The following is a 23955-nucleotide window of genomic DNA, read 5'->3' as shown; positions in this document are numbered from 1 at the left end:
TGGATATGAAGAAGACGTGGATTTCCCTGCTGACCGCAGGCCTGTTAGGTGTCATGAGCCAGAGTGCCCTTGCCTCCCCCGAGCTCATCGACAAGGTGCTGGCGGTGGTCAACAAAGACGTGGTACTCGCCAGCCAGCAAGAGGCCCTGGTCAACAAGATCAAGTTCTCTGCCAAGGAGAGCGGCCAGGCGCTGCCCGATGACGCCACCCTGCGCAAACAGGCGCTGGATCGCCTGATCCAGGAGAGCCTGCAATTGCAGCTGGCGGACCGGCAAGGTCTGAAGATAAGCGATACCCAGCTCGAGCAGGCGATCAACAGCATCGCCGCCGATAACAAGATGAACCTGGAGCAGCTGCGGGCCCAGCTCGACCGTGAGGGTCTGAGTTATGCCCAGTACCGGGAAGAGGTGCGCCGCGAAATCCTGATGAACGAGGTTCGCCGCAACCAGATCCGTCGCCGCATCAACATCTCCGATCAAGAGGTCAAGCAAGTGGTGCAGGCACTGCAGAAACAGGGCCAGCAACAGCAGGAGTTCCATGTCGGTCACATCCAGATAGCCCTGCCGGACAACCCGAGCACCGAACAGCTCAATGCCGCCAAAGCCAAGATCGACAGCCTGCTCAAACGCCTGCGTGATGGCGCGGACTTCCGCGAGCTGGCCATCGCCGAGAGCAATGGTCCCAAGGCCCTGGAAGGGGGGGATTGGGGCTGGATGAGCCCGCAAGAGATGCCCACGCTCATGGCTGAGGCCGTGCAGGGTGCCAAGAAGGGTGACATCGTCGGTCCGCTGCGCTCCGGGGCAGGCCTGCACATCGTCAAGGTGTTTGATGCCAAGGGTGCCCAGCAAGTGGTGCAGACCGAGGTCAAGGCCCGCCACATTCTGATCAAGCCCTCGATCATCCTGAGTGAAGAGAAGGCCAAGGGCATGCTTGATGGCTTCCTCCACGACATCAAGAGCGGCAAGGCTGACTTCGCCGCCCTGGCAGAGAAGTACTCCGAAGACCCAGGTTCTGCGGTTCAAGGTGGCGAGCTCGGCTGGTCCGATCCCGGCGTTTATGTGCCCGAGTTCCGCGATATGGTCAATCGCCTGCAACCCGGTCAGTACAGCGAGCCGTTCCGTACCAGCCACGGCTGGCACATAGTGCAGCTCGAAGACAGACGCAGTCAGGACGCCACCGACAAGGCCCAGGAACAGCGCGCTTACCAGCTGATCTACAATCGCCGCTTCGTGGAAGAGTCCCAAGCCTGGCTGGATGAGCTGCGCGATGAAGCCTATATCCGCATCGAAGGCGCCGGCAGTTGATGATTTGCCAACGTCTCGCCATCACCCCGGGGGAGCCGGCCGGCATTGGGCCGGACCTGGTGCTCGACATCGCCCAGCGCGATTGGCCCCACCAGCTCGTGGTGGTGGCCGATCCTGCGCTGATGCGCCGCCGCGCCGCCATGCTGGGGCTCGATATCGAGCTTGTCCCCTATGATCCAGCCCTGCCGGCCAGCCCCCAGCGGGCCGGTAGCCTGACCCTCTGCCCCGTCACCCTGGGGGCAACGGAGACCGCAGGCGCGCTCGACGAAGCCAATGGCGCCTATGTGCTGGCCACCCTGCAGCGAGCCTGTGATGGCAACCTGAGCGGCGAGTTTGCCGCCGTGGTCACAGGCCCGGTGCACAAGGGCATCATCAACCAGGCAGGGGTCTCGTTTAGCGGCCACACCGAGTTCTTTGCCCAGCAGGCAGGGGTCGGTGATGTGGTCATGCTGCTCGCCACCGACGGCCTGAGGGTGGCGCTGGCCACCACTCACATTCCCCTCGCCAATGTCGCTCGCGCCATTACGGCGGAGCGTCTGGGCAAGGTGATCCGGATCCTGAATGCGGATCTGAACAGCAAGTTTGGTATCACTCGTCCCAGGATCTACGTCTGCGGCCTCAATCCCCACGCCGGGGAAGGGGGTCACCTGGGCCGGGAAGAGATAGACGTGATCGAACCCGCCCTGACCGCCCTGCGCCAGGAAGGGATCGATCTGGTTGGCCCCCTGCCAGCCGACACCCTGTTCCAGGAGAAGTACCTCAAGGATGCGGACGCGGTACTGACCATGTACCACGACCAGGGGCTGCCCGTGCTCAAATACAAGGGCTTCGGGCGCTCGGTCAATATCACCCTCGGACTCCCCTTTATCCGCACCTCGGTGGATCACGGCACGGCCCTGGACTTGGCAGGCAAGGGCCTGGCCGATTCTGGCAGCCTGATCACCGCGCTTAACCACGCCATTCTGATGGTAGAGAAAAAAATATGAGCAGTAAGATGCACATGGGCCACACGGCCCGTAAGCGTTTCGGTCAGAACTTCTTGCACGACAGCTATGTGATCGATCAGATAGTGGCCGCCATCAATCCCCAGCCGGGTCAGAACCTGGTGGAGATAGGCCCGGGTCTGGCGGCGCTGACCGAACCGGTCGCCTCCCAGATGGACAAGATGACCGTGGTCGAGCTGGACCGTGACTTGGCCGCACGCCTGCGTGAGCACCCCACCCTGAAAGAGAAGCTGACCGTGATCGAAGCCGATGCCATGCGCTTCGACTTCGGCACCCTGATGGGCGAAGGCAAGGGGCCGCTGCGCATCTTCGGCAACCTGCCCTATAACATCTCCACCCCCCTCATCTTCCACCTGTGCGAGTTCGCCGACCGGGTCGAGGACATGCACTTCATGTTGCAAAAAGAGGTGGTATTGCGGATGTGCGCCGGTCCGGGCAGCAAGGCCTATGGTCGCCTGAGCGTCATGGTTCAGTACTACTGCCAGGTGATCCCTGTGCTGGAAGTGGGCCCAGGCGCCTTCAAGCCAGCCCCGAAAGTGGACTCTGCCGTGGTACGCCTGGTGCCCCACAAGACCCCACCCCTGGTCGCCAAGGATCTGCGCTGCCTGAGCCGGGTCTGTACCGAAGGCTTCGGCCAGCGTCGCAAGACCATCCGCAACAGCTTTGCGAACTTCATTACCGTGGACCAGCTCGCCGAGCTTGGCATTGACAGCACCCTGCGCCCGGAGAACCTCTCCCTGGCACAGTTTGTGACCATCGCCAACTGGCTGGCCGACCAACAGCAGGCCTGACACCATGGCGACACCGACCATTCATATCCGCCCCCATCCCAGCTATGTCGAAGGCAGCCAGGATCCCTACCAGTTTCTCTATCTCATCGAGATCCATAACCTGGGGCCAGGCCCGGCACAACTGCTCGCCCGGCGCTGGATCATCACCGATGCCAACGGCAAGATAGTGGAGGTCGAGGGGCCTGGCGTGGTCGGTGAGCAGCCCGTCATCCCCCCTGGTGAGACCTTCCGCTACCAGAGCGGGGTTCCCCTTGATACCCCCCTCGGGGTCATGGAGGGGAGCTATCGGATGCGCGATGAAGCGGGCAACGAATTTGATGCCCCCATAGCGCCCTTTACCCTGGCGGTTCCCCACATTATCAATTGAGGTTTCATGGCAAACTGTTTTGTCGGCGATGTCCAGGGTTGTTATGACGATCTGCGTCGCCTGCTTGAGCTGGCTGATTTTGATCCCCAGGCAGATACCCTCTGGCTGGCGGGAGATCTGGTGGCGCGGGGGCCGGACTCTCTCTCCGTGCTGCGCTTTGCCAAGTCCCTGGGTGACAAGGCCGTCTGCATACTCGGCAATCATGATCTGCATCTGCTCGCCGTCGCCGAAGGGGTGGCCCCCCTCAAGAAAAAGGACAGATTGCAGGCCTTGATGGAAGCACCAGACAGAGAGGTCCTGCTGGAATGGCTGCGCCATCGACCGCTGCTTGCCGAGTGCCCCCACCCGACACGCCCTGTGATGATGGTCCATGCCGGTCTCTCTCCGACCTGGGATGCCGACACCGCCCGCCGCTGTGCCCGCGAGGTGGAGAGTCTGCTGCAAAGCGATCAGTACCTCTGGCTGCTGCACCACATGTATGGGGATCATCCGGATAGCTGGGACGAAGGCCTGCTCGGCATAGAGCGCTATCGCTACATCATCAACAGCTTCACCCGGATGCGCTTTTGTCACGCCGATGGTCGACTCGACTTCAAGTGCAAGCTGGGGCCCGATGACTCGACCCCCGGCCTGCATCCCTGGTTCGAGCTGCGGGAGCGTCACCGCGATGACCCCACCCTGGTATTCGGCCACTGGGCGGCACTGATGGGCAACACAGGCCGTCCTCATATCAAGGCCCTCGATACCGGCTGCGTCTGGGGCAACACTCTTACCCTGTGGCGTCTGGAAGATGATGCCCTGATCAGCACCCCCTGCCCCCTGCATGCTCGCTGAGCAAGGCATGGTGCATCACGGACAGCAAAAAGGCCCTCACGGGCCTTTTTTCATGGTACGACTGGGGGATCAATGGGCGATCCGCTCCAGGGTCTCGAAACAGTAAGGATGGGGATTGCGCTCATCGGGCTGATGGGCTTCCCGCTCCACGCAGTGCCACTGCTGCCTCTCATACTCCGGGAAGCGGGTGTCACCCTCGACGGCCAGCTCAATGTGAGTCAGATAGAGACGATCCGCGCGCGGCAATAGCTGGGCATAGAGATAACCCCCGCCAATCACCATCAACTCATCGGGCATCTCGCTCTCGGACAAGGTTGCGAAGACTTCCTCGATGGATGAGAAAACCTCAATGTTGGGCGCGCTAAATCCTGAATTACGACTGATCACCAAATTTCGGCGCCCAGGCAGCGGGCGGCCAATGGACTCGAATGTCTTTCGCCCCATCAATACCGGTTTGCCAAGGGTGACCCTCTTGAAGTGGGCCAGATCGGCGGGCAGGTGCCAGGGCATCTGGTTGTCCTTGCCGATCACCCGATCCCGGGCCATGGCGGCAATCATGGAAATCTTCATGGGTTCAGCCTCTCACGCCGTCTCTCACACAATGGGGCGATTACGGTACACGACCAGCGAGGGTATCGCCAGCCCGAAGCTCAATGCTCCTACGATAAAAATAGCCTTCAAACCATTCTCCAAGGCGCTCTGAATAAGCGCCAGGGTCACGCCGTGAATGTTGAGTTCGACGATGGCTATCATCGTCTTGAACGCATAGCTGCCCGGGATCATCGGGATGATAGAGGCCACGCTGAACACGGGGCGCGGGGCCAGCAGCCGCCGCGACCAATAGACACAGACAAAGCCGACCGTGGTCGCCGCCGCCAGGGTTGCCCACTCGATGGGCATCCCCTCGTGCATCAGCAAGGTACGCAGACTATGGGCCAGGGCGCCCCCCATGGCGCAGTACTTGAGCATGCGGGGCGGCACGTTGAACAACATGGCAAACCCCACCGCGGGAATGGCCGACCAGAAGGCATCCTTGGCCAACAACCATGACAGCTCCATCATGGCCTGCTCCCATCACCACCGGCTGACGGGAGCGCTGCCATAGCATGCGAGATGCGGTTCATATCAGCCTCCACCATACCTTGCCTCCCCAGACCTCGGCGATGGACATGGCCAGTATGATGCCGATGGCGGCGCTGATGGTGAGCAGGGTCGCCGTCCCCCAGCGGGCCAGCCCCATGTTGAAGTAACCCTTGACCATGTCAGAGACCGCATTGATGAGGGGGAACCCCGGCACCAGCAACAGCACGCTGGCCGCCATGGCGAGGTAGGGCTGCTCGCCCCAGCCAAAGAAGGTGGCGCTGGAGGCAAGGAGCGTTGCGATAAAGCCGGTCAGGGCGAAATTGATAAGCGGACTGTGATGGTGGCGCACCATCAGCTGGCGTACCCGCATGGCAACGGCGCTGGCGACAAAAGTCACCAGGAAAATGGGCCAATCGCCGCCGAACAACAGGCTGAAGGCACCACAGGATAGACCCACCATGGGCACGACCAGCCAGGGGTGATAGTGGAAGGGCTTGATGGCATCGAGTCGCTGCCTGACTTCCCGCGCCCCAATGAGATGCTTCTCAGCCATGATGCACAGTCGTTGCACCTCACACACCACCTGCATATTGATGCCGTGCTCGCGCACCCTGCGGGTGGTGGTGACACAATGCCCCTGATAGAGGCTGGTCAACACGATGGCACTTGAGGAGATGGCCATCTCGACACTCTCCAGTCCAAGCGCCAGGCCCAGCCGCGTTGTCGTTTGCTCAATGAGTCGGCTTTCGGCACCAAACTGGGCCAACATCTGCCCTGCCTTGACGAGGATACGGGTGACCTCCGTCTGCTGTTCCCGGGACAGCACCCTTCTTGGACTGATACTTCTCATGTTCCCTTCGAGTCGTAGCGTTAAAGGCACTATCTTAGCCTGGCTGGCCAGGCTATTCACCCACCCCTGGCAGGGTAAAATAGGGGGCAAGATCAACGAACCGGATGATAAATAGCTTGCAACCGGTATCACTCATAATAAAGCGCGCAGCCAAAGGCCCCCATGGGATAGCGGTCTCTTTCGGATCACCTAATGTCAGCGCGATAAAGGAAACACGACCGGGATATGCCAAATACGGCCCAGCTGGGTCACCGGAAATAATCCATTCCCGTCTATAACCCGGTATTGAATATTTCCGAATGACACTTATTTGTGGCGATGGTCCTGCAATGAGACCACATTATTACGGGGTGGCAAGGGAGGGAGTTCATCTTCGTCCGAGAGATAGCAGAGCCGGCTCATTTCACTTCGCATCAGGAAGAAGGAGTCTTGCATCATATTGACGATGCGAAGGCAGCTATCGATGGGGTTCTTGGCCAGCCTGCGCTGGCAGTCGACCTGAAACTGCAACCCTCTCAATCTGCGCTGCTGATCCGGGGTGGCCGTTTCTATCACCGCCTCTATCTGTTCATAGAGCAGGGTCTCAAGCAGATGAGGCTCTGTCGCGGCAAGCCGTTTCAAGGTGTCAAAATCAGGTAATTCCATGTCGCCCTCCACTCTCGCATTGAGAGGGTGTGATGCTGGCACATTGACTCTTCCAGCCTCTCCTACTGGTTATATATGCCAAGGGTGAGCGGAGTTCAATTTACCACCAGACAGTCGACAGGCTTCCATTGAATACAGCCAATCAGGACATCAAGATATTAACCATTACAGATCAGCACGTTGAATTTGAAACGCCAATATCCTGTCTAACCATCAATCCTTATACATTTTTCACAAGCAGGGCAGCACCATTATTCCCATTACTGACTTCCGGCCTGAAAATGTATTTTCAAGCCGTATGCCAAGAGCCGGATCAAGCCGGCGACACCTCGGGCATCAAGGCCAGCATTTAACATATCTATCTGATTATGCTATTTTATTTTCCTATCCACCGCGACAGACAAGGGGTCGTATGAATAAGGCAAAGATCGGCATCGTCACCGTCAGTGACAGGGCCAGTGCAGGCATCTACGAGGATCTCTCCGGCAAGGCCATCATGGACACGCTCGGCTGCTATCTGAGCTCTGAGTGGGAAGCCGTCTACCGCCTGATCCCGGACGAGCAACCCCAGATTGAGGCGTGTCTGGCTCAACTGGCGGATGACATGCAGTGCTGCCTCATCGTCACCACGGGGGGCACAGGCCCTGCCAAGCGGGATGTCACCCCGGAGGCGACCGAAGCGGTGTGCGATCGCATGATGCCGGGCTTCGGTGAACTGATGCGCGCCGAGTCCCTCAAGTTCGTCCCGACCGCCATACTGTCGCGCCAGACCGCGGGGCTGCGGGGCAGCACCCTTATCGTCAACCTGCCAGGCAAACCAAAATCCATTCGCGAGTGCCTGGATGCGGTCTTCCCCGCCATTCCCTACTGCATCGATCTGATGGACGGCCCCTATCTCGAGTGCGATGAGAGCGTCATCAAGCCTTTTCGCCCCAAGCAGTAAGCGAAGCTCATCCCCCATAAAAAGAGGCGCCCAGGGGCGCCTCTTTTATCATCTTGATGGTCACGGCCAGCGCTTGAAGATGAGCGAGGTATTGATGCCGCCAAAGGCGAAGTTGTTGGACATCAGATACGCCACATCCAGCACCCGGCCACCGCTGCGGATATGGTCCAGCGGGGCGCAGGCGGGATCCGGCTCGCTCAGGTTGAGGGTGGGAGAGAACCAGCCCTCATTCATCATCTCCAGAGAGAGCCAGGCCTCGATGGCGCCGCAGGCCCCCAGGGTGTGACCAAAGTAGCTTTTCAATGAGGAGATGGGGGTCTTGTCCCCGAAAATAGCACCAGTGGCATGGCTTTCGGCAATATCGCCGCGCTCGGTCGCCGTGCCGTGAGCACTGATATAGCCAATATCCCCAGCCTGCAAACCGGCATCATTCAGGGCCATCTCCATGCAGAGCTGCATGGTCTCTCTCTGGGGCTGGGTGACATGGGCCGCATCGCAGTTGGTGGCAAAGCCCACCAACTCGGCGAGTATGGTCGCGCCCCGGGCCAGGGCATGCTCCAGCTCCTCCAGAATAAGGGTGCCTGCCCCCTCCCCGATCACCAGCCCATCGCGCTCCCTGTCGAAGGGCCTGGGGCTCAGCTGCGGGGTCTCATTTTGCAAGCTGGTCGCAAACAGGGTGTCAAACACCACCGCCTCGGAGGGGCAGAGCTCCTCGGCGCCCCCCGCCACCATCAGATCCTGATAGCCATGCTTGATCGCCTCATAGGCATAACCAATGCCCTGGCTGCCGGAGGTGCAGGCGCTCGAGGTGGGAATGACCCGGCCTCGCAGACCGAAGAAGAGGCCGGTATTGACCGCCGCCGTGTGGGGCATCATCTGCACATAGGTGGTGGCCGTGATGCTGGCGGTGGTCTTGTCGTTGAGCATGGCGCCGAAGGCGCTGATGGGCGCGGTGCTGCCCGTGGAGGAGCCATAGGCGATGCCGGTGCGTCCACCGGTGAGAACCGGATGGCCAATCAGGCCGGCGCGGATCAGGGCAAGCTCGGTCGCCACCGTGGAGAGCTGTGAGACCCGGCCCATGGCGCGGGTCTGCTTGCGGGTATAGTGGCTCGGCAGCACAAAGTCTGGGATGGGGGCGGCCAACCGGGTATTGAGCCCCTCATAGACCGCCCACTCCGGCATCTGGCACACTCCATTGCGCTCGGCCTTGAGGCGGGGCCCCACGCTCTGCCAGTCGTTGCCAAAGGCGGTCACCCCGGCCATGCCGGTGACCACGACCCGCCTGCTGTTCGCGCTCATATCAGGCCCCCGTTGATGGAGATCACCTGACGGGTGACATAAGCCGCTATGTCCGACATCAGGTAGGAGACCAGCCCCGCCACTTCATCTGCCTGGCCCATGCGCTTGAGCGGGATCATCTTCATCGCCTCGGCCTCCACCTCGGCATTGACCATGCCGGTGTCGATGAGCCCGGGGGCCACGCAGTTGACCGTGATCTTGCGTTTGGCCAGCTCCAGGGCCAGGGCCTTGCTGGCCCCTATGATGCCCGCCTTGGCCGCGCTGTAGTTGACCTGGCCCCTGTTGCCCATGATGCCTGAGACAGAGGAGAGGGTGACGATGCGCCCCCCCCGCCGCAGCCCAATCATCGGCATGATGCAGGGCTTGAGCAGGTTGTAGAAACCATCCAGATTGGTGTGCACTACCCCATCCCAATCCTCATCGGTCAGGGCCGGGAAGGCACCGTCGCGGATGACACCGGCATTGCTGACCACGCCGTAATAGGCGCCATGGGTCTCGATGTCCGACTCGAGCCGGCTGCGGCACTCCTCCCGGTTCGAGATATCGAACTGGATCAGTCGCCCCTGGCCCCCCGCCGCCACGAGCTCGGCCAGGGTTGCCTCGGCACCCGAACGGTCACTGTGATAGTGCACCACGATGTGGAAGCCATCCCTGGCCAGCTGCAGGGCGATGGCACGGCCTATGCCCTTGCTGGCACCCGTCACCAATACGGTGGAACTCATAAATCAATCCTTCCCTAACAAATTCAGATAATGGGGTCTCAGGCACCCAGAGCGCCCCTCGGCGGCACTCTGTTGCCCGCCGAGCCAGCCCCCTGGCCAGCCCGGCGCTATCGGTCAAGCGGTAAGATATTGGCCAGTTCGCTATCACTGGGCAGATAGGTGCTGAGCCGCGCCTCGGCGCAGAGCCTATCGCCGCGCAAGATCCGGCACTCGAAACTGGCCATGCCACCATCTTCCAGCAGGCATTCGGCCTCGATGACGAGCCGCTCCCCGGCCGCGAAGGCGGGCAGCTGGCTCTGATACTGGCGACTGCCGAGCAGCATGCCGATGCGCACCGGCTCGCCCCGCTCGCGCCCCCGCATCCCGGCCCAGGCGGCTATGGTCTGGGCCATCAGCTCCAGGCCGACCCAGGCGGGCAGGCTCCCCTGCTCATCGAGCAGCAGGCGGTGGCGATCCCCCACCCGGGTCTCGCAGCGCACCCGCGTCCCCTGGTAATCGAGCAGACTATCGAGCAGCAGCATGGGGGCCTGATGGGGCAACAGCTCGGCGATGGTTATCTCATTCATGGTCGGTATTCATCTCTTGTGCCGCAAGGGGCGCAGTCCCCTCGGCGGAGCCTGCCACGTCCCGGCGACCCAGCAGCAGACTGACGTTATTGCCACCAAAGGCGAAGGAGTTCGACAGTGTCAGGGCGAGGGGCTCACCGGCGAGAGCAGACCCGCGTCCCTGCATGAGTTCAATCTGGGCCAGGGCCGCATCCTGCACACATCCCTGCCCGGGAGCTGGCAACCCTAGCTCCATCAACAGGCAGCAGAGCGCCGCCTCTATGGCGCCCGCCGCCCCCAGACAATGACCGGTCAGCATCTTGCTGGAGCTGCAGGGGGCCGTCTCATCGCCTCCGAATAACCGGGCCAGGGCGCGGCTCTCCATCTCATCGTTGAGTCGGGTCGCGGTGCCATGCAGGTTGATGTAGTCGAGCGCCCTGGCCTCCACCCCCCCCTGCTGCAGGGCCATGCGCATGGCCGCCTCGGCCCCCACCCCTTCCGGATGAGGGGCCGAGATATGCCAGGCATCGGAGGATTCCCCCGCCCCCAGCAACGCCAGCGGCGCCGGGGCCTGGCTCAGCAAAAAGAGGGCGGCCCCCTCGCCGATGTTGATGCCGCGTCTATCCGCGGCGAAGGGGCGGCAGCGCGCCAGACTCAGGGACTCCAGGCTGTCAAAACCATTGAGGGTCAAGCCGCACAAGCTGTCGGCCCCGCCGACGATCACCGCGTCGGCCAGCCCGGCCGCCAGCAGCCGCTGGCCGCTGATAAAGGCGCGGGCACTGGATGAACAGGCGGTCGAAAGGGTGTAAGCCGGCCCCGTCAGGGCCAGCTGGCGTGCCAGAAACTCACTCGGCGAACCCAGTTCCTGCTGGCGATAGTCAAATGCAGCTGGCAATGACGCCCCCCGCTCCCTGGCCGCCACCGCCAGCTCCGCCTCGGCAATCCCCGCCGTGCTGGTACCCAGTACGATGGCGATGCGATCCGCCCCCAGTCGGGTCACCAGCGCATCGACACTGGGCCGGATCTGGGCCAGGGCCGCCAGCAGCAGTCGATTGTTGCGAGAGTCATAGGCCGCCAGTGTGTCAGGGACGGGAGGCAGCGCCCCCCTCACCCGGCCCACAGGGGTGAGTCGGCCATCACTCAGGGCTTGCTGTTCAGTGTCGAGGGGGCTGATGCCCTCCACCTGCCAGGCGGTCAGGGCCGTGCTCACCGCCGCCTTGCCCTCCCCCAGGGCACAGATCAGGCCGTAAGCCTGGATATAGCAGGGGGAGATAGGGTTCATTGCCTGGGTCATGGGGCCAGCTTCTCCATCTGCAACTGGTAATCGAAGGCATGCTGCACCAGACGCACAGGTTCTCGCTCTCCGGCGATATCTTGATAGAAGATCTCGCTCACCAGCGTGCCCTTGGGGTCTCGCAGGCGCCGCACCATGCCCTCGTCCTTGAGCTGCCAACCCCTGGGCAGTTGCGGCTGCCAGGATTGAATGGGCCAGTAGCTGAGCATGACATCGGCCAATACCTGAGCCACCGGGGGCAGGGTCGTGCCTCCCAGCAGGCTGGAGAGTTGCTCGGTGCGAATCGCCTCACCGTCATAACTCACGCGAAACAGCCGGATCCCGCTCGGGGTCAACCCCACCAGGGTGAGCTGGCGGCCATCGGCCTCCAACACCGTCAGCAGCTGATGTCCCCCCCTCTGGGTCCTGGCACTCAGCAACTGTTGGCGATAGAGCGGCTGAGCCAGGGTCGGCGCCGGCAACACCAGACGGGTCTCCTGGGTCAGGAAAGCGCGATTATCCGGCACCGCGGTCGGCGCATTGGCACAGGCGCTCAGCAAGCTGGCGCATAAACAGAGAGGCAGAAGCGACTTCATCTTGTGTCCCGGGCGTCTGGGGTGGGCCAAAAAGGGGTGGATCATGGGATCATCTCCGGTCCAGCACCAGCGGCGACAGGAGGAAAGCGGTAAAGATACCGCCGCTCAGCACCAGACCAAAACCCGCAATGGCCGGAGTGTGACTCAGGGCCAATAGCCCGAATGCCAGCTGGGTGGTCAGGTTGGCCAGCAAGATGGCAAGCAGGGTCGAGCGCTGCCGGTGGGGATCGACGCCACTGTGGGCAAAAAAGAGCCCGTAGTCGATGCCGATGCCAAAGATGAGACTCAGGGCCAGGACACCAAACAGGGTGAGCGGCTGACCACAGGCGGCAAGCAGGGCCAGGCCCGCCCCCAGGGCCAGGACGTTGACCAGCAGGACTCGCCCCCCCTTGCGCCAACCCAGCCGCCAGCCGAGCAACAGGGCGACCAGTCCCATGGCCACTCCCAGCAGCTCGGCCAGCTTGATACGATAGTGGGCGAACAGCTGGCTCCATTGCGCCCGCTGATCCTGCCAATAGACGCCGGACTGGTTTGCCGCCAGGTTCGCCATGGCCGTCGGCGCGCTCACCCCTGAGATCGGCAGCCAGATGGCGACCCGGCCATCGGCCATGCCGTGCCAGAGCAGGCGGCTCCCCTCGCTGACCGGGCTGGCCAGCCACAGCGCGGGCGTCAGTGGTTGCCAGGGTCTGGCGACGCCCTTGACCGGCACGCCGGCCTGGTTGAGCCCTGCCACTACCTCGGGCAGGAGCTTGCCAAGGGCGTCGTGATCCGCCCTTTGCTGCGCGAGGGATGGCAGCCACTGCGCCAGCGAGACGAATCCGGTCAGTTGCCCCTGGGCCTTGGCCAAGGCAAGCGTCCGGGTCAGGGCCTCCAGCCGTTGCAAGGCCGCCTCCCCATCGTTCCCCGTCACCAGGAAACCCGCCATGCCCCCCTGCTGGCCAATGAGGTGCTGGATCTGCTGCTCCTGGGCTTGCAGCTCAGCGGGCAGCGGTTGCAGACGGCCGATATCATCATCGATCTGCAACCGGCTCAGACCCGCGACCACCAGCAACAGGCACGTCAGCGGCAGGCCCCAGCGCAAGCCGCGTCGCTCGCGCCACAGATTGAGCCAGCCACTTAGCCACACCAACCCCCTGGGCTCTCCCTGCGGCAGGGGGCCCAGCCAGAGCGGGAAGAGGCAGATCACTGTGATGAAGGCGGCGAACAGTCCGACCAGGGCGCACAGCGCGAGCTGTTGCAAACCGGGGAAGGGCGCCAACCAGAGCAGGCCATAGCCGATCAGGGTGGTGAGCAGCGCCAGCCAGAGGCTGGGCAGCAGCCGGATCCTCGTCTGATGGGGGCTCTCCTCACCCCCATGCAGACGCCGCTCGCTCAGAAAATGCAGGCCATAGTCGATGGCGATGCCGATGAGGCTGGTGCTGATCACCAGGGTAAAGAGGTGCACTTCGCCAAACCAGAGCAGCACGGCCAAGAGCCCCCAGCCCAGACCGATGAGGATGGGCAGCAGGGCAAGCCAGAGCGCACGGGCCGAGCGGAACACCCCCCAGATGAGCAGCACCACCCCAATCAGCGAGCCCAGCCCTATGGTGGAGATATCCGCCTGAGCCAGGTTGCTGGCATGCTGGCTATAAAACAGCGTGCCACGACGCAGCAGCTCGACCCCCGGATAGTGCGCCTTGAGGGCCTGCTCGGCCTCGTCGAGTCGGCCGAGCAGGGCGCCGTTGCGGGCGAGATCGAAGGCGGAGCGATCCAGCTCGGCCCGCAGCATATACCAGCGCCGTCCCGTCTCATCCTGGCTCACCAGCCAGTCATGGTCGAGGCGCAGCGGCGTGGCTGCCTGGCCCTGTACCCCGGCCCGGGTCAGCAGCAGGGGATCGGATTGCCACTCGGCGCGGGAGACGCCGCCAAAGGGGCTGTAGATCTGGCCGAGTACCCACTGGCTCCACGCCTCTGGGCCAGCCGCCAACCTGACACGGCTGCGCTCATCGAGCCGCTGCCAGGCGTAGTCATGCAGATACCCTTGCCAGGCTCCCGTCAGCTCAGGCTGGGCACCGCGAACGCTACTGAGCTCAGGCAGCCGTGCGAGAGACTCGGCCCAGGCCTCTGCCGCGGCGCGGCCATCCTGGCCCGCCGGCAGGCTCAGCATCCAGACCAGCTGACCATCGAGCTGGCGCAGCAACCCCTGCTGCAGAGCCGGATCCAGGGCGGAACGCTCACTTTGGGGCAGCAGATCCATCAGGCTGGTGTTGATGCGACTGTGGGGCAGCAGATAGCCGAGCAGCGCCAACGCCAGCAGGCAGAGCAGCAACCAGCCCAGGGCAAGCTTGCGCCAGCTGGCCTCGCCGATGCCAAGGGTCGGCTGCGATGGGACTATGGGCGCTTTATCGGGCAAAATAGGCCTCTTGCTCGGGGGGAAGTGGCAGCGTCACTGCCTGCCAGCGGGAGAAGTGGATGCGGGTCTCATCCCCTTGTCTGTCTGCGATCGACAGCTTATCCAACTGCTCGCGACCACTCAGGGTGAGCTTGGCAAATACCTTGTCAAGGGGCGACGCCAGCGGCGTCAGGGTCAGGGCCCACCCCTGCTCGCCGGACTGAAAATCGAGGTCAAAATAGCGGGCCAGCGCCTGCTCGTCCGAACCAAACAGCGCCAGCAGCATCTTGCTGAATTCGAGCAGCTGGGGGTTGTCGATCACCTCGGCCCGCCCCTGACCCACCCGCTGGCTCATGCGCTGGTCGGTGAGGCTGAGGGCGAGATCAAAGGGCGCCTGCTGATGCCACCAGAGCCCCTTGCCCCGTACCAGTAGCAGCTCGCCGCTGGCCCGCAGGGGCTGGCTTAAGCCTGCCACCTGTTTCTCCTGCTCAAACCGGGCGCGCTGAGCGGGCTGCTCGCTCAGCAACTGACGCACCTCGGCCTGGGTCATGGCCGCGGCCTGGAGAGGTAACGGGCTCAGCACCGTCGTCAGCAGCAGCGCCAGGCTTAACCAGCGCCTCATTCGCTCACTCCCAGCTTGTCGAGCAGCACCCGGGGCGAGGCCAGGCACATCTCGCCACTCTCCTTGTCCACCGCCACCTGAATGCTGTAGCCCTTGCTGGTACGCACGCCACTGGCGGCGTCGAACAGCTCGTACTCGATTTTGAGCCGGTTCTGATACTCGCAGAGTCGGGCCTCGACTCGCACCTTCTGACCAAAGCGCAGGGGCGCCATGTACTTGAGTCGCAAGTCGATGACGGGCCAGACATAGCCGGAGGCCTCCATCTGGGGATAGTTGTAATCGATGCGCTCGAGCAGGGCGCAGCGGGCCAGCTCGATATAACGCACATAATGGCCATGCCAGGCCACCGCCATCATGTCCACATCGTGAAACGGTATCTCTATCTCGATGCTGTGGCTAATCATCCAGGGTTCACTCCCCATGGGAGATCTCCTCATAGAGCGGGTAATGACGGGCCTGCAGACGGGCGATCAGTGCCCTGAGTTCCTGCTCCAGGGGCCTGTCTTCCACCAGGGCCGGGTGGTGTTCGCGTACCCCTAGCACCATCCTCTGCAGCTCAGCGCCAAGCTCGCTGAGGGTGCGGCCCTGGGCCAGCAACCGCAGCTCGACCCCCTGCACCGCCGCCAGCAGGCAGGCGGCGCCAACCTGTTCACTCAGGGTCAGCACCCGCAGGGCATCCCGCGCCGCTATGGTGCCCATGCTCACCTTGTCCTGGTTGTGGCACTCGGTGGAGCGGGAGAAGACGCTGGCGGGCATGGTCAGCTTGAGGGCCTCGGCGGTCCAGGCGGAGACGCCGATCTGCACCGCCTTGAAACCGTGATTGATCATGCGTCGCTCGCCGCTGGCACCCGACAGGTTGCTCGGCAGGCCACCGTTGAACTTGCTGTCCACCAGCTGGGCCAGCTGGCGATCGAGCAGGTCGGCCAGGTTCGCCACCGCCGTCTTCATGCTATCCATGGCCATGGCGATGTGGCCGCCATAGAAGTGGCCGCCGTGCATCACATGCTCAAAGTCGCCATCGATCAGCGGATTGTCATTGGCGCTGTTGAGCTCGTTCTCGATGAGCTGACGCCACCAGGGCAGGCTGTCGGCCACCACGCCGATGACATGGGGGGCGCAGCGCAGGGAGTAGCGATCTTGCAGCCGGTCGCTGTGGCGCGGCAGCTCGCCACTCTGCAAGTCGGCCCGCAGCCAGGCGGCGATGCCCTGCATGCCGGGGTGAGGCTTGGCCGCGAACAACCGCTCATCGAAGTGGAAAGCGTTGCCGGCCATGGCGACGCTGACCAGGGCGGTGATGCGGGTGGCAAGCTTCATCAGGTATTCGGTGCGGGCATAGGCCAGACAGGCCAGCGCCGTCATCACCGAGGTGCCGTTCATCAGCGCCAGCCCCTCCTTGGGCCTCAGGATCAGGGGCGTGACCCCGAGCGAACCATAGACATCGGCGGTATCGGCCAACTCTCCGTTCCGATAGAGTTCGCGCTCCCCCACCAGCACGGCGGCCACGTAGGAGAGCGGGGTGAGATCGCCGCTGGCACCGACCGACCCCTCTTCGGGAATACGGGGGATTAAGTCCTGCTCCAGCAACCAACAGAGCCGCTCCAGCAACGCAGGGCTGACCCCGGAGACCCCCTGGGTCAGGGAGCAGAGCCGGGTCGCCAACACGGCGCGGCCAGCCTCCAGGCTCAGATCCGCCCCCAGGCCGCAGCCATGGAAACGGGTCAGGTGCAGGGGCAGCTCGGCCACCAGGGCGGGCGGCACGGCCCGGGTCACGGAGTCGCCATAGCCGGTGGTCACCCCGTAGATGACCCCCTCATCCTCGAGCAGCCGATCGAGAAAATCGGCGCCGCGCTGGATACGGGCCATAAAGGCGGGATCCGGATTGAGTACGGGTCTGGCCCGCCCCTCGGCCAGGGCCACTACCTGCTCTATGGTGAGCCTGTCTGCGCCGAAGGTGACCTGGGGAGAAGGAGTATCACTGTTCATCATGAGTTAGCTGCCAAAAATCGAAGAAGTTGAACCAGTCGAGAGGGGCTCGCAGGCAGTGGTGTTGCAACCTGTCCGCATAGGCCTGCACCCAGTGCTGCAGCGCCGCCTCCCGATTGCTACGCGGCAGCAACAGCCGCTCTGCGAAGGGCTCGAAATGGACCCGGAATCGACCCTGTTCCTTGAGGCCGAACATCAGATAGACGGGGCAGGCCAGCACGCTGGCCAGGGCGAAGGGGCCAAGGGGAAAAGGGGCCGGGGCGCCGAGAAAATCGGCCCAGACCACCCGCTTCTCCCTGGTGACCGAGGTGCGATCCCCGACGATCACCACCCACTCCCCCGCCTCTATCTTCTCCTTGAGCAAGATGGCGGTGTCGGCCCCCATCTCCTGCACCTGGATGAGATTGAGCCCGGATCCTGGATTGATCTGCTTGAGCAGGGCATTGAAACGGGCCGCATGGCGGGTGAACACCAGGGCGTTGATGCGCACTTGGCCCGCCTGGGTGCCAAGGGCCCGGCACAGCTCGAGATCCCCGAGATGGGAGCCGAGCAGCAACAGGCCACGCCCCGAAGCAAGAGCAGCCTCCTGGTGTTCGCGCCCCACCAGCTCGACCTGCTCCGGGGCTATGTCGCCGCGCCAGCCCGCCAGCTTGTCCAGGGCCGCCTCGCCAAAGCGCAGCAAGTGACGAAAGCTGGATCTCGGCTCGGCAGGCAGTGGAATGTGGTTGGCCGCAGCAAACGCCTCTAGCCGGGCCAGATACTGCTCCGAAGCCGCCCGCTGACGGCGGCCGGTCAACCAGAAGTAGCCGATGACCGGATAGAGCAGCGCCTTGAAGCCCCTGCGTCCCAGCAGCCGATAGCTGGCCAGCATGATCCGCAAGCCAAGCAGGCTGCCTCGTTCCGGGGTGCGCGACCAGTGTGCCCTGCCCCGGTGCCAGAGGCGAGCGGGCCAGCGCAGCAGCTGGCGGGTCAGATCCCAGAGCAGGCGGCACACCAGCCGGGTGTGCATCCAGGAGATATCCAGATTGTCTTGCCAGAGCCGAAAATGGGAGCTGCCATCGGCGGGATAGATGACCCGGGTCGCCACGAAACGACTCTTCACCCCGCGCCAGTGGAGGCGCACCATGATCTCGGTGTCAAAATCCATCCGCGCGCCGAGGCGCACCTCGTCAAACAGGGCGCAACTCGCCGCCAAGGGGTAGACCCGAAAGCCGCACATGCTGTCTTCGAGGGTGAAGGAGAGCGTCTCTATCCAGACCCAGACATGGGTGACATAGCGGCCATAGAGCCGTCCCTTGGGCACAGAGTCGTCATAGAGGGGGCGGCCCGAGATCAGCGCCTCGGGATGGGCCTCGGCCTCGTGCAATAGCCGCGGCACGTCAGCGAGATCGTGCTGACCGTCCGCGTCTATCTGCACTCCATGGCTAAAACCGCGCTCGAAGGCGGCCTTGAGCCCGGTCATCACCGCGGCCCCCTTGCCCAGATTATGGGGATGACGCAGCAGGCTCACCCAGGCCTGATGCTCCCTCGCCAAGCCATCGAGACGGGCGGCGGCGCCCGGCTCGCTGCCATCGTCGATGAGCAGACAGGGCAGCCCCAGGGGGGCCAGCCTGGTCAGCACCCCGGCCAGGGGAGCCGAGTGGTTGTAGCAGGGGATAATGATGCAGGGGGTCAGGGACATAACCGCACTCTTCCACTACTGGCGAGCTCATCGGCGAGTCGATAGCTGAATAACAACTGACCCTTGTCGGCCTGCCAAGTCAGGTGCAGGCTGCACTGCTGACCCGGGCGCAGGGGGCGCTGGAACTTGAGCTGGCTCATGCCGCCAAAGGTGCCAGAGAGGCCAAGCAACTGCCGACCATAGTGGATGGCCCAGTGCACCTGCGTCACGCCGGGCAGCAGCGGCGCCCCCGGAAAATGGCCGCTGAACCAGGGGAGCGCGGGGTCAAGATGAAGCCGCAGCACCAGCGCATCCTGGGTCTGAGTCTGCTCGAGCAGCGTCGGTAGGGTAGCTGCTTGCATGGCGGCAGCCCCTGAGTCGTTGTTGTTCATCTCTTTTCTCATCGGCTGACCGGCTCCGCCACCCGCCATCTTGTCCGCAGGCAGCTCATCAAATAGCGCTTTCAACTCGGACCAGGGGCGCTTGCCCTGACTGCTCAGGGGCAAGGTCGCCAGGAGTCGCACCCGGCGCGGCAGCGCCACCGGTTCGAGCCAGGGTCTGAGCCGCTCGCGCAGGGCGATGAGGAAGCGCCCATGCCCCAGTGTCTGCCACTGGCGCAGCCCCTCAGGGGTCAACACCAGCACGGCGCCGAGCGCTTGCCGGGTCGCCACCGTCAGGGGCAGCACGGCGGCGGCCTCCACCCAGGGCAGGGCCTGCAAGCGGGTCTCGACCTCATCGAGGGAGATCCGCTTCTCTTCGATCTTGATGAGCCGATCCCCGCGCCCAAGCAGATGAAAGCCAGCCTCTTCCCATCGAATGCGATCGGCGCAGAGCAGCGGCTCGCCATCGGGCAGAAAGGGGGAGTGCAGCAACAAGCGATCCTCGGCCGCCACCAGGGCCCGGATCCCCGGCATGGGTTGCCAGGGGGTATGGGGCGCCTGACTCTGGCGCCAGGCGATGCCACCGGTCTCGCTGCTGCCAAATACTTCGATGGGCAACTGACCAAACAGCTGAGCGCTGCGGAGTGCATCCGCCAGGGCCAGGGGACCGCCGGAGGAGACAATCAGGCGGCACTCCCCCTCCCCGAGCTCAGGATCGAGTCGACTGAGAAAGGCGGGAGAGGCGATCAGGGCCCAGGGCCCTCGCTGCCCCTTGAGCTGCTCCGGATAGATAGTCAGGGTGCGGGCGAAGGGAACACCCAGTACCAGGGGCAGCAGGATGCGAAACAGCAGGCCATAGATATGCTGATGGCTGACGCTCGCCAGCAGACGTGTGCCATCGAGCCTCTCCCCCCAGAGCGCAATCAAGACTCGCAACTCGGCCTCTAGCTGGTGCCAGGCCTTGGGGATCGCCTTGGGCACGCCGGTCGAGCCCGAGGTGAACAGGGTCAGTTGCAAGCCGGTGGGGGCGGCCCAGCGCGGCGCCGGACTGCCATGCTGCGAAGCCGTCAGGGGCAGACGCAACCAGAGATGCTCGCCCCCCTCCCCCAGCTGCTGGCTATCGGTCAGTATGCCGTCGAAACCCGCACCGAGTTCGGTCAGGGCGGCCGGGCGCTGATGACCGGGCAGCACGACCTCACGACCCGACAGGGCGCAGGCCAGCAGGGCCTGGGCAAACAGCAGGCTGTCATCGAAGCAGAGTGCCCAGCGCGTTGCCGGTGAGGCCGCCAGCACGCTGGCCAACGCCTCGGCGCCGCCTCTTAGCTCCCCGAACAGGCTCTCACCCTGTGGGCCGAACGCCACCACCTCCTCGTCTGCCCGCTCCCAGATGGCGGCGAGCAGACGTTGGCAGGGCGCGAAAGAGTCAGCTGCATGACTCATCAGGCAAAACTCCGTTTGACCCGCAGGCGCACCAGATATTCCCCGCCCATTAACAGCCCCATCAGCAGATAGCTGATGAGACCGTTGTAGAGGCTCCACAGCGCCAGGTCTCCGTGCCAGATGGTGGCGGCGGCAAGCACGCCATTGACCACGAAGAAGCCGCACCAGACCTGGGTCACGGTGCGGGTATAGCGCACTCCCGCCGGCGGCAAGTCGGGATCGGTCAGGCGGGCGAGGCGCTCCACCAGCGTCATCGGCTGGCGCAGACTCCAGCCAAACAGGCAGAGCAGCGCCAGGGAGACGGCCAGGGGGTAATAGAGCAACCAGTGCTGGGCCGAGAAGAGGGCGCTCAATCCCGTCAGCAGCAGGCCGACACCGGCGAGCAGGCGGCCGAGCAGCAGCCACTCGCGCACCGGGGAAACACCGGGCAGCAGCCGCAAGGCAAAGGTGACCAGCAAGATGGCGAGCAGGGCGGAGCCGCCCCAATGGGTCAATCCCCAGTAGACGGCCAGGGGATAGGCCAGCAGCAAGCCCCCTGCCAGCAGGGAGAGCAGTCGCAGCACGGGTCTGACCTTGGGATCAGGCATCGGCCAGCAGGCGCTCGACCGCGTCGACCACATCGGCCACGCTGCGCACCGTCTTGAACTCTTCGGGCTTGATCTTCTTGCCGGTCAGTTTTTGCAGATGCACCACCAGATCGATGGCATCTATGCTGTCGAGTTCCAGATCCTGATAGAGCTGGGCGTCCAGGGTGATCTCCCCTTCATCCACCTCGAACAGCTTCACCAGGGTGGCCTTGATCTCGGTAAAAATCTCGTCTCTGTTCATCTGCGTTTCTCCGAAAAGGGACGGGCTCAGGCTTGGGACTGAACCAAGGCAACCAGGGCTGCGACACTGGCAAAGTGACGACGGGTATTCTCGTCATCGGCGGAGAGCACTATGCCGTAGCGACCCTTGATGGCGAGCCCGAGCTCGAGCGCATCGATGGAGTCCAGGCCCAGACCATCCCCAAACAGGGGAGCCTGGCTGTCGATGTCGTCCGGGGTCAATCCTTCCAGATTGAGGCTGTCGATAATGAGTTGCTTTATCTCTAGTTGCAGGTCTTGCATTGCTGTTCCATACGCTGTCATTGGGCCCCGGGTTGCAGGACCCTGGTGAGAAATCGGGTTAGCTGGCGGGCGGCCAGAGCGCTGCCCTGTTCGTTGTCGACCACCTCTGCGGCAGTGATCTGCGGCAGGAATTCCAGGGTGAAGCTTGGCTTGTGCTTCGGTGTCCTGAACCACTTGTCCTGCTTGGTGAGGAAGCGCTCACTGCAGTGAATGCGCACCGGCTGCAGCGGCACCTGACTGCGCAGTGCGAGCTGGGCCGCCCCCCGTTGCAGGTGCAGTGGCTGGCCTGGGGTGGTGCGAGTCCCTTCCGGAAACACCAGCAGCAGGCCGCCGCTGTGTACCCGCGCCATACAGAGCGGCAATAACCGCTCGGCCTCCACATTGGGAATGTAATCGGCGGCACGCACCACACCCCCCAGAAACGGATTATGCCACAAGGCTTGCTTGACGATGCAGTCACATACCGGCAGCTCGGCGGCCAGCATCACATAGTCGAGCAGACTGGGGTGATTGGCGACCACCAAGGCCCCGTGCAGATCCTGGGGCATGCCGCTCACCCTGTAATCCAGTACCCCCAGCCCCTTGAGCAGTGACATAAACAGTCGAAAACTCTGCTTGATGCTGGCCTGGGCCAGGGTGCGACGCCGTTCCCCGCGCAGGCAGAGCGCCAGCAGCGGGAACCAGCAGAGACTGAGCAGCAGCCCCCCCAAACCAAAGAGGGTGAAGCCAAGGGCGGTGCCAAACAGCCGCCAGAGCCGGTTCAGCCGCGCCGCCATGACCACTCCTGACGTCCATCCCCCAGCAGGCAGGTCGTTTGCTGCAACAAGTGCGCGCGCCAGAATGCCAGGGGCTGGGCCAGCGCGGGAGCATGGCCATGAATCCTCGCCCCTTCGCAGTGCCAGCGCTCGCCTTGCTCCTCATCCCCGAGTACCAGCGCGATCCCATAGGGGGGAGTGGCCGGGATCCAGGGGTGATGAAAGGCGGGGATATCCCCCTCGAAGAGCACCAGCAGCACCCGCCGGTAACCGGCCTGCAGGTTGGCGACCGCCTCGGTCAGCCCCGCCATCAGTCCCCCTTCCCCTGCCGCCAGCGAGCTCATGGGCAGCGCCGCCTTGCCCTGAATGGAGCAGAGTCCGGCCGCGGTGTTGTGCACCGACATGGAGAAATCCGTGGGCGAGAGGGGGTTCGCCGCCGCCAATCCTTGCAACAGCGTGAGAGAGCGGGCCAGCTCACCGTGGCGGCTGACAAAGATGGCGTTGTCTATCTCGTGGCGACCGAGCATCTCCAGGCCGAGCTGCACCGCGAGCCGGGCCCCGGCGCTGAGGCGACGGGCCATCATCATGGGCAGCAACGGAGTCGGTGGCAACGGGGCAGCATCGGGCCACAGGCCCTGTTCCGCCCACTGTTGCCATTGACTGACCTGGTTCAGCCCGGGGGAGAGCGCCTGCGCATCAAGGAGTGAAAATGAGAACATGATGACGAGCTTCCGTCCTGGTGCGGCGCAATGGCTGATGAGTTGGGTTAATCAGATTGCCGGCTGTCATCCGGCGGGAAACATGGAGAAATAATGCTGGTTTCATGCCTGTCATTAATTCGGCGGCCATCATAGCATTATTTTCCGTAAATAATAGATGCGAACCATATAAGCCCTTGTCTTCAGTCATATTTATTGAAAATAACGCCATTATGTTGTCTCATTGCCCCGCTTCATAAGAAACCGACCTCGGGGAACAATAATGAACATGATGTCCAAATCCGCCTTGCTGCTCGGCTGCGCCCTGCTGGCCGCCTGCGCCACCAGTCAGCCGGTGCATAATTTGCCGGCCAATCAGGTGAACTTCACCCTGACCCAAGAACAGGTCGGCAACGCCATCCTCAATGGTGGTCTCAGCAAGGGCTGGGTGATGAAAAAAGAGCAGCCAGGGCTTATTCGCGGTCAATTGAATGTGCGCCAACATCAGGCGGTGATCAATATTCCCTATAGCGCTCATGACTACGCCATCAATTATGTCAGCAGCATCAATCTCGATGATGATGGCAAGGGTGCCATACACCGCAGTTATAACCGCTGGATCCAGGGATTGAACCAGGCCATCCAGATCGAGCTGTCCCGCACTAGCAATAATAAATAACC

The 23955-nt window shown here is 63.2% G+C and carries 28 protein-coding genes; 7 read left to right on the top strand and 21 right to left on the bottom strand.

Annotated features, from left to right (window positions below):
• Nucleotides 1-5: 5 nt before the first annotated feature.
• From surA to KYK33_RS05060, 5 genes are read left to right on the top strand one after another with little or no spacing between them, the layout of a single operon-like run.
• Nucleotides 6-1304 carry a peptidylprolyl isomerase SurA gene (gene surA, locus KYK33_RS05080; protein WP_224432245.1) on the top strand — a complete coding sequence of 433 codons (1299 nt, stop codon included), beginning with the start codon at nt 6-8 and terminating at the stop codon, nt 1302-1304.
• Nucleotides 1304-2290 carry a 4-hydroxythreonine-4-phosphate dehydrogenase PdxA gene (gene pdxA, locus KYK33_RS05075; RefSeq protein ID WP_224432949.1) on the top strand — a complete coding sequence of 329 codons (987 nt, stop codon included), beginning with the start codon at nt 1304-1306 and terminating at the stop codon, nt 2288-2290. The genes surA and pdxA overlap by 1 nt, the downstream gene beginning before the upstream one ends.
• Nucleotides 2287-3099, top strand: a complete 813-nt coding sequence (gene rsmA / locus KYK33_RS05070; RefSeq protein ID WP_224432244.1) for a 16S rRNA (adenine(1518)-N(6)/adenine(1519)-N(6))-dimethyltransferase RsmA — start codon at nt 2287-2289, stop codon at nt 3097-3099. The genes pdxA and rsmA overlap by 4 nt, the downstream gene beginning before the upstream one ends.
• A gap of 4 nt (nt 3100-3103) precedes the next feature.
• The gene (apaG, locus tag KYK33_RS05065; RefSeq protein ID WP_224432243.1) at nt 3104-3466 is read left to right on the top strand and encodes a Co2+/Mg2+ efflux protein ApaG; all 363 of its coding nucleotides are present in this window, start codon (nt 3104-3106) and stop codon (nt 3464-3466) included.
• Nucleotides 3467-3472: 6 nt separating this feature from the next.
• The gene (locus tag KYK33_RS05060; protein ID WP_224432242.1) at nt 3473-4300 is read left to right on the top strand and encodes a symmetrical bis(5'-nucleosyl)-tetraphosphatase; all 828 of its coding nucleotides are present in this window, start codon (nt 3473-3475) and stop codon (nt 4298-4300) included.
• Nucleotides 4301-4369: 69 nt separating this feature from the next.
• Here KYK33_RS05060 and folA read toward each other — a convergent pair whose 3' ends face one another.
• The 4 genes from folA to KYK33_RS05040 all read right to left on the bottom strand — a co-directional run bounded on the left by folA (nt 4370) and on the right by KYK33_RS05040 (nt 6878).
• Nucleotides 4370-4870 (bottom strand): type 3 dihydrofolate reductase, encoded by a 501-nt coding sequence (folA, locus tag KYK33_RS05055; RefSeq protein ID WP_224432241.1) that lies wholly within the window; start codon nt 4868-4870, stop codon nt 4370-4372.
• 24 nt (nt 4871-4894) lie between these two features.
• The gene (locus KYK33_RS05050; protein ID WP_042040159.1) at nt 4895-5362 is read right to left on the bottom strand and encodes a threonine/serine exporter family protein; all 468 of its coding nucleotides are present in this window, start codon (nt 5360-5362) and stop codon (nt 4895-4897) included.
• A gap of 58 nt (nt 5363-5420) precedes the next feature.
• The gene (locus KYK33_RS05045) at nt 5421-6233 is read right to left on the bottom strand and encodes a threonine/serine exporter family protein (RefSeq protein ID WP_224432240.1); all 813 of its coding nucleotides are present in this window, start codon (nt 6231-6233) and stop codon (nt 5421-5423) included.
• Nucleotides 6234-6539: 306 nt separating this feature from the next.
• Nucleotides 6540-6878: a DUF3135 domain-containing protein gene (locus KYK33_RS05040; protein WP_224432239.1), complete on the bottom strand. Its 339-nt coding sequence runs from the start codon at nt 6876-6878 to the stop codon at nt 6540-6542.
• Nucleotides 6879-7290: 412 nt separating this feature from the next.
• On the opposite strand from KYK33_RS05040, the gene mog reads away from it, so the two are divergent.
• Nucleotides 7291-7821 (top strand): molybdopterin adenylyltransferase, encoded by a 531-nt coding sequence (gene mog, locus KYK33_RS05035; protein WP_042040156.1) that lies wholly within the window; start codon nt 7291-7293, stop codon nt 7819-7821.
• Between the two features lie 60 nt (nt 7822-7881).
• Here mog and KYK33_RS05030 read toward each other — a convergent pair whose 3' ends face one another.
• The 17 genes from KYK33_RS05030 to KYK33_RS04950 all read right to left on the bottom strand — a co-directional run bounded on the left by KYK33_RS05030 (nt 7882) and on the right by KYK33_RS04950 (nt 23506).
• Complete coding sequence (locus tag KYK33_RS05030; RefSeq protein ID WP_224432238.1) at nt 7882-9120, bottom strand: beta-ketoacyl-ACP synthase; 1239 nt, start codon at nt 9118-9120, stop codon at nt 7882-7884.
• Nucleotides 9117-9842, bottom strand: a complete 726-nt coding sequence (locus tag KYK33_RS05025) for a 3-ketoacyl-ACP reductase FabG2 (protein ID WP_224432237.1) — start codon at nt 9840-9842, stop codon at nt 9117-9119. Before KYK33_RS05025 ends, KYK33_RS05030 begins: the two co-directional genes overlap by 4 nt.
• A 107-nt stretch (nt 9843-9949) precedes the next feature.
• Nucleotides 9950-10408 carry an ApeP family dehydratase gene (locus KYK33_RS05020; RefSeq protein ID WP_042040152.1) on the bottom strand — a complete coding sequence of 153 codons (459 nt, stop codon included), beginning with the start codon at nt 10406-10408 and terminating at the stop codon, nt 9950-9952.
• On the bottom strand, nt 10401-11681 hold the full coding sequence (locus KYK33_RS05015; RefSeq protein WP_224432236.1) for a beta-ketoacyl-[acyl-carrier-protein] synthase family protein: 1281 nt from the start codon (nt 11679-11681) through the stop codon (nt 10401-10403). The genes KYK33_RS05020 and KYK33_RS05015 overlap by 8 nt, the downstream gene beginning before the upstream one ends.
• Nucleotides 11678-12256: a DUF3261 domain-containing protein gene (locus KYK33_RS05010; RefSeq protein WP_224432235.1), complete on the bottom strand. Its 579-nt coding sequence runs from the start codon at nt 12254-12256 to the stop codon at nt 11678-11680. Before KYK33_RS05010 ends, KYK33_RS05015 begins: the two co-directional genes overlap by 4 nt.
• 49 nt (nt 12257-12305) lie before the next feature.
• Nucleotides 12306-14648: an MMPL family transporter gene (locus tag KYK33_RS05005; RefSeq protein ID WP_224432234.1), complete on the bottom strand. Its 2343-nt coding sequence runs from the start codon at nt 14646-14648 to the stop codon at nt 12306-12308.
• Entirely contained in the window at nt 14638-15249 is a 612-nt protein-coding gene (locus tag KYK33_RS05000; protein ID WP_224432233.1) for a LolA family protein, read from the bottom strand. Before KYK33_RS05000 ends, KYK33_RS05005 begins: the two co-directional genes overlap by 11 nt.
• A complete protein-coding gene (locus KYK33_RS04995; protein WP_224432232.1) occupies nt 15246-15671 on the bottom strand; it encodes an acyl-CoA thioesterase in 426 nt (141 codons plus the stop codon). Before KYK33_RS04995 ends, KYK33_RS05000 begins: the two co-directional genes overlap by 4 nt.
• The gene (locus KYK33_RS04990; protein WP_042040147.1) at nt 15661-17232 is read right to left on the bottom strand and encodes an HAL/PAL/TAL family ammonia-lyase; all 1572 of its coding nucleotides are present in this window, start codon (nt 17230-17232) and stop codon (nt 15661-15663) included. The genes KYK33_RS04995 and KYK33_RS04990 overlap by 11 nt, the downstream gene beginning before the upstream one ends.
• Nucleotides 17222-18907 carry a glycosyltransferase family 2 protein gene (locus tag KYK33_RS04985; protein ID WP_224432948.1) on the bottom strand — a complete coding sequence of 562 codons (1686 nt, stop codon included), beginning with the start codon at nt 18905-18907 and terminating at the stop codon, nt 17222-17224. Before KYK33_RS04985 ends, KYK33_RS04990 begins: the two co-directional genes overlap by 11 nt.
• On the bottom strand, nt 18904-20712 hold the full coding sequence (locus KYK33_RS04980) for an ApeI family dehydratase (RefSeq protein WP_224432231.1): 1809 nt from the start codon (nt 20710-20712) through the stop codon (nt 18904-18906). Before KYK33_RS04980 ends, KYK33_RS04985 begins: the two co-directional genes overlap by 4 nt.
• Nucleotides 20712-21299, bottom strand: a complete 588-nt coding sequence (locus KYK33_RS04975) for a COG4648 family protein (RefSeq protein WP_224432230.1) — start codon at nt 21297-21299, stop codon at nt 20712-20714. Before KYK33_RS04975 ends, KYK33_RS04980 begins: the two co-directional genes overlap by 1 nt.
• Entirely contained in the window at nt 21292-21540 is a 249-nt protein-coding gene (locus KYK33_RS04970) for an acyl carrier protein (protein ID WP_042040144.1), read from the bottom strand. Before KYK33_RS04970 ends, KYK33_RS04975 begins: the two co-directional genes overlap by 8 nt.
• A gap of 26 nt (nt 21541-21566) precedes the next feature.
• Nucleotides 21567-21821 carry a phosphopantetheine-binding protein gene (locus tag KYK33_RS04965; protein ID WP_224432229.1) on the bottom strand — a complete coding sequence of 85 codons (255 nt, stop codon included), beginning with the start codon at nt 21819-21821 and terminating at the stop codon, nt 21567-21569.
• A gap of 17 nt (nt 21822-21838) precedes the next feature.
• On the bottom strand, nt 21839-22597 hold the full coding sequence (locus KYK33_RS04960) for a lysophospholipid acyltransferase family protein (RefSeq protein WP_224432228.1): 759 nt from the start codon (nt 22595-22597) through the stop codon (nt 21839-21841).
• A complete protein-coding gene (locus KYK33_RS04955) occupies nt 22582-23295 on the bottom strand; it encodes a beta-ketoacyl synthase chain length factor (protein ID WP_224432227.1) in 714 nt (237 codons plus the stop codon). Before KYK33_RS04955 ends, KYK33_RS04960 begins: the two co-directional genes overlap by 16 nt.
• Nucleotides 23273-23506: a hypothetical protein gene (locus tag KYK33_RS04950; RefSeq protein WP_224432226.1), complete on the bottom strand. Its 234-nt coding sequence runs from the start codon at nt 23504-23506 to the stop codon at nt 23273-23275. The genes KYK33_RS04955 and KYK33_RS04950 overlap by 23 nt, the downstream gene beginning before the upstream one ends.
• 51 nt (nt 23507-23557) lie before the next feature.
• Between KYK33_RS04950 and KYK33_RS04945 the strand changes: the two genes are divergently transcribed.
• Nucleotides 23558-23953, top strand: a complete 396-nt coding sequence (locus tag KYK33_RS04945; protein WP_224432225.1) for a hypothetical protein — start codon at nt 23558-23560, stop codon at nt 23951-23953.
• The last annotated feature ends 2 nt before the right edge of the window (nt 23954-23955 follow it).

The sequence above is a fragment of the Aeromonas rivuli genome (assembly GCF_020149575.1).
Classification (GTDB): domain Bacteria; phylum Pseudomonadota; class Gammaproteobacteria; order Enterobacterales; family Aeromonadaceae; genus Aeromonas; species Aeromonas rivuli.
This window is presented reverse-complemented; position numbering and strand designations above follow the sequence as displayed.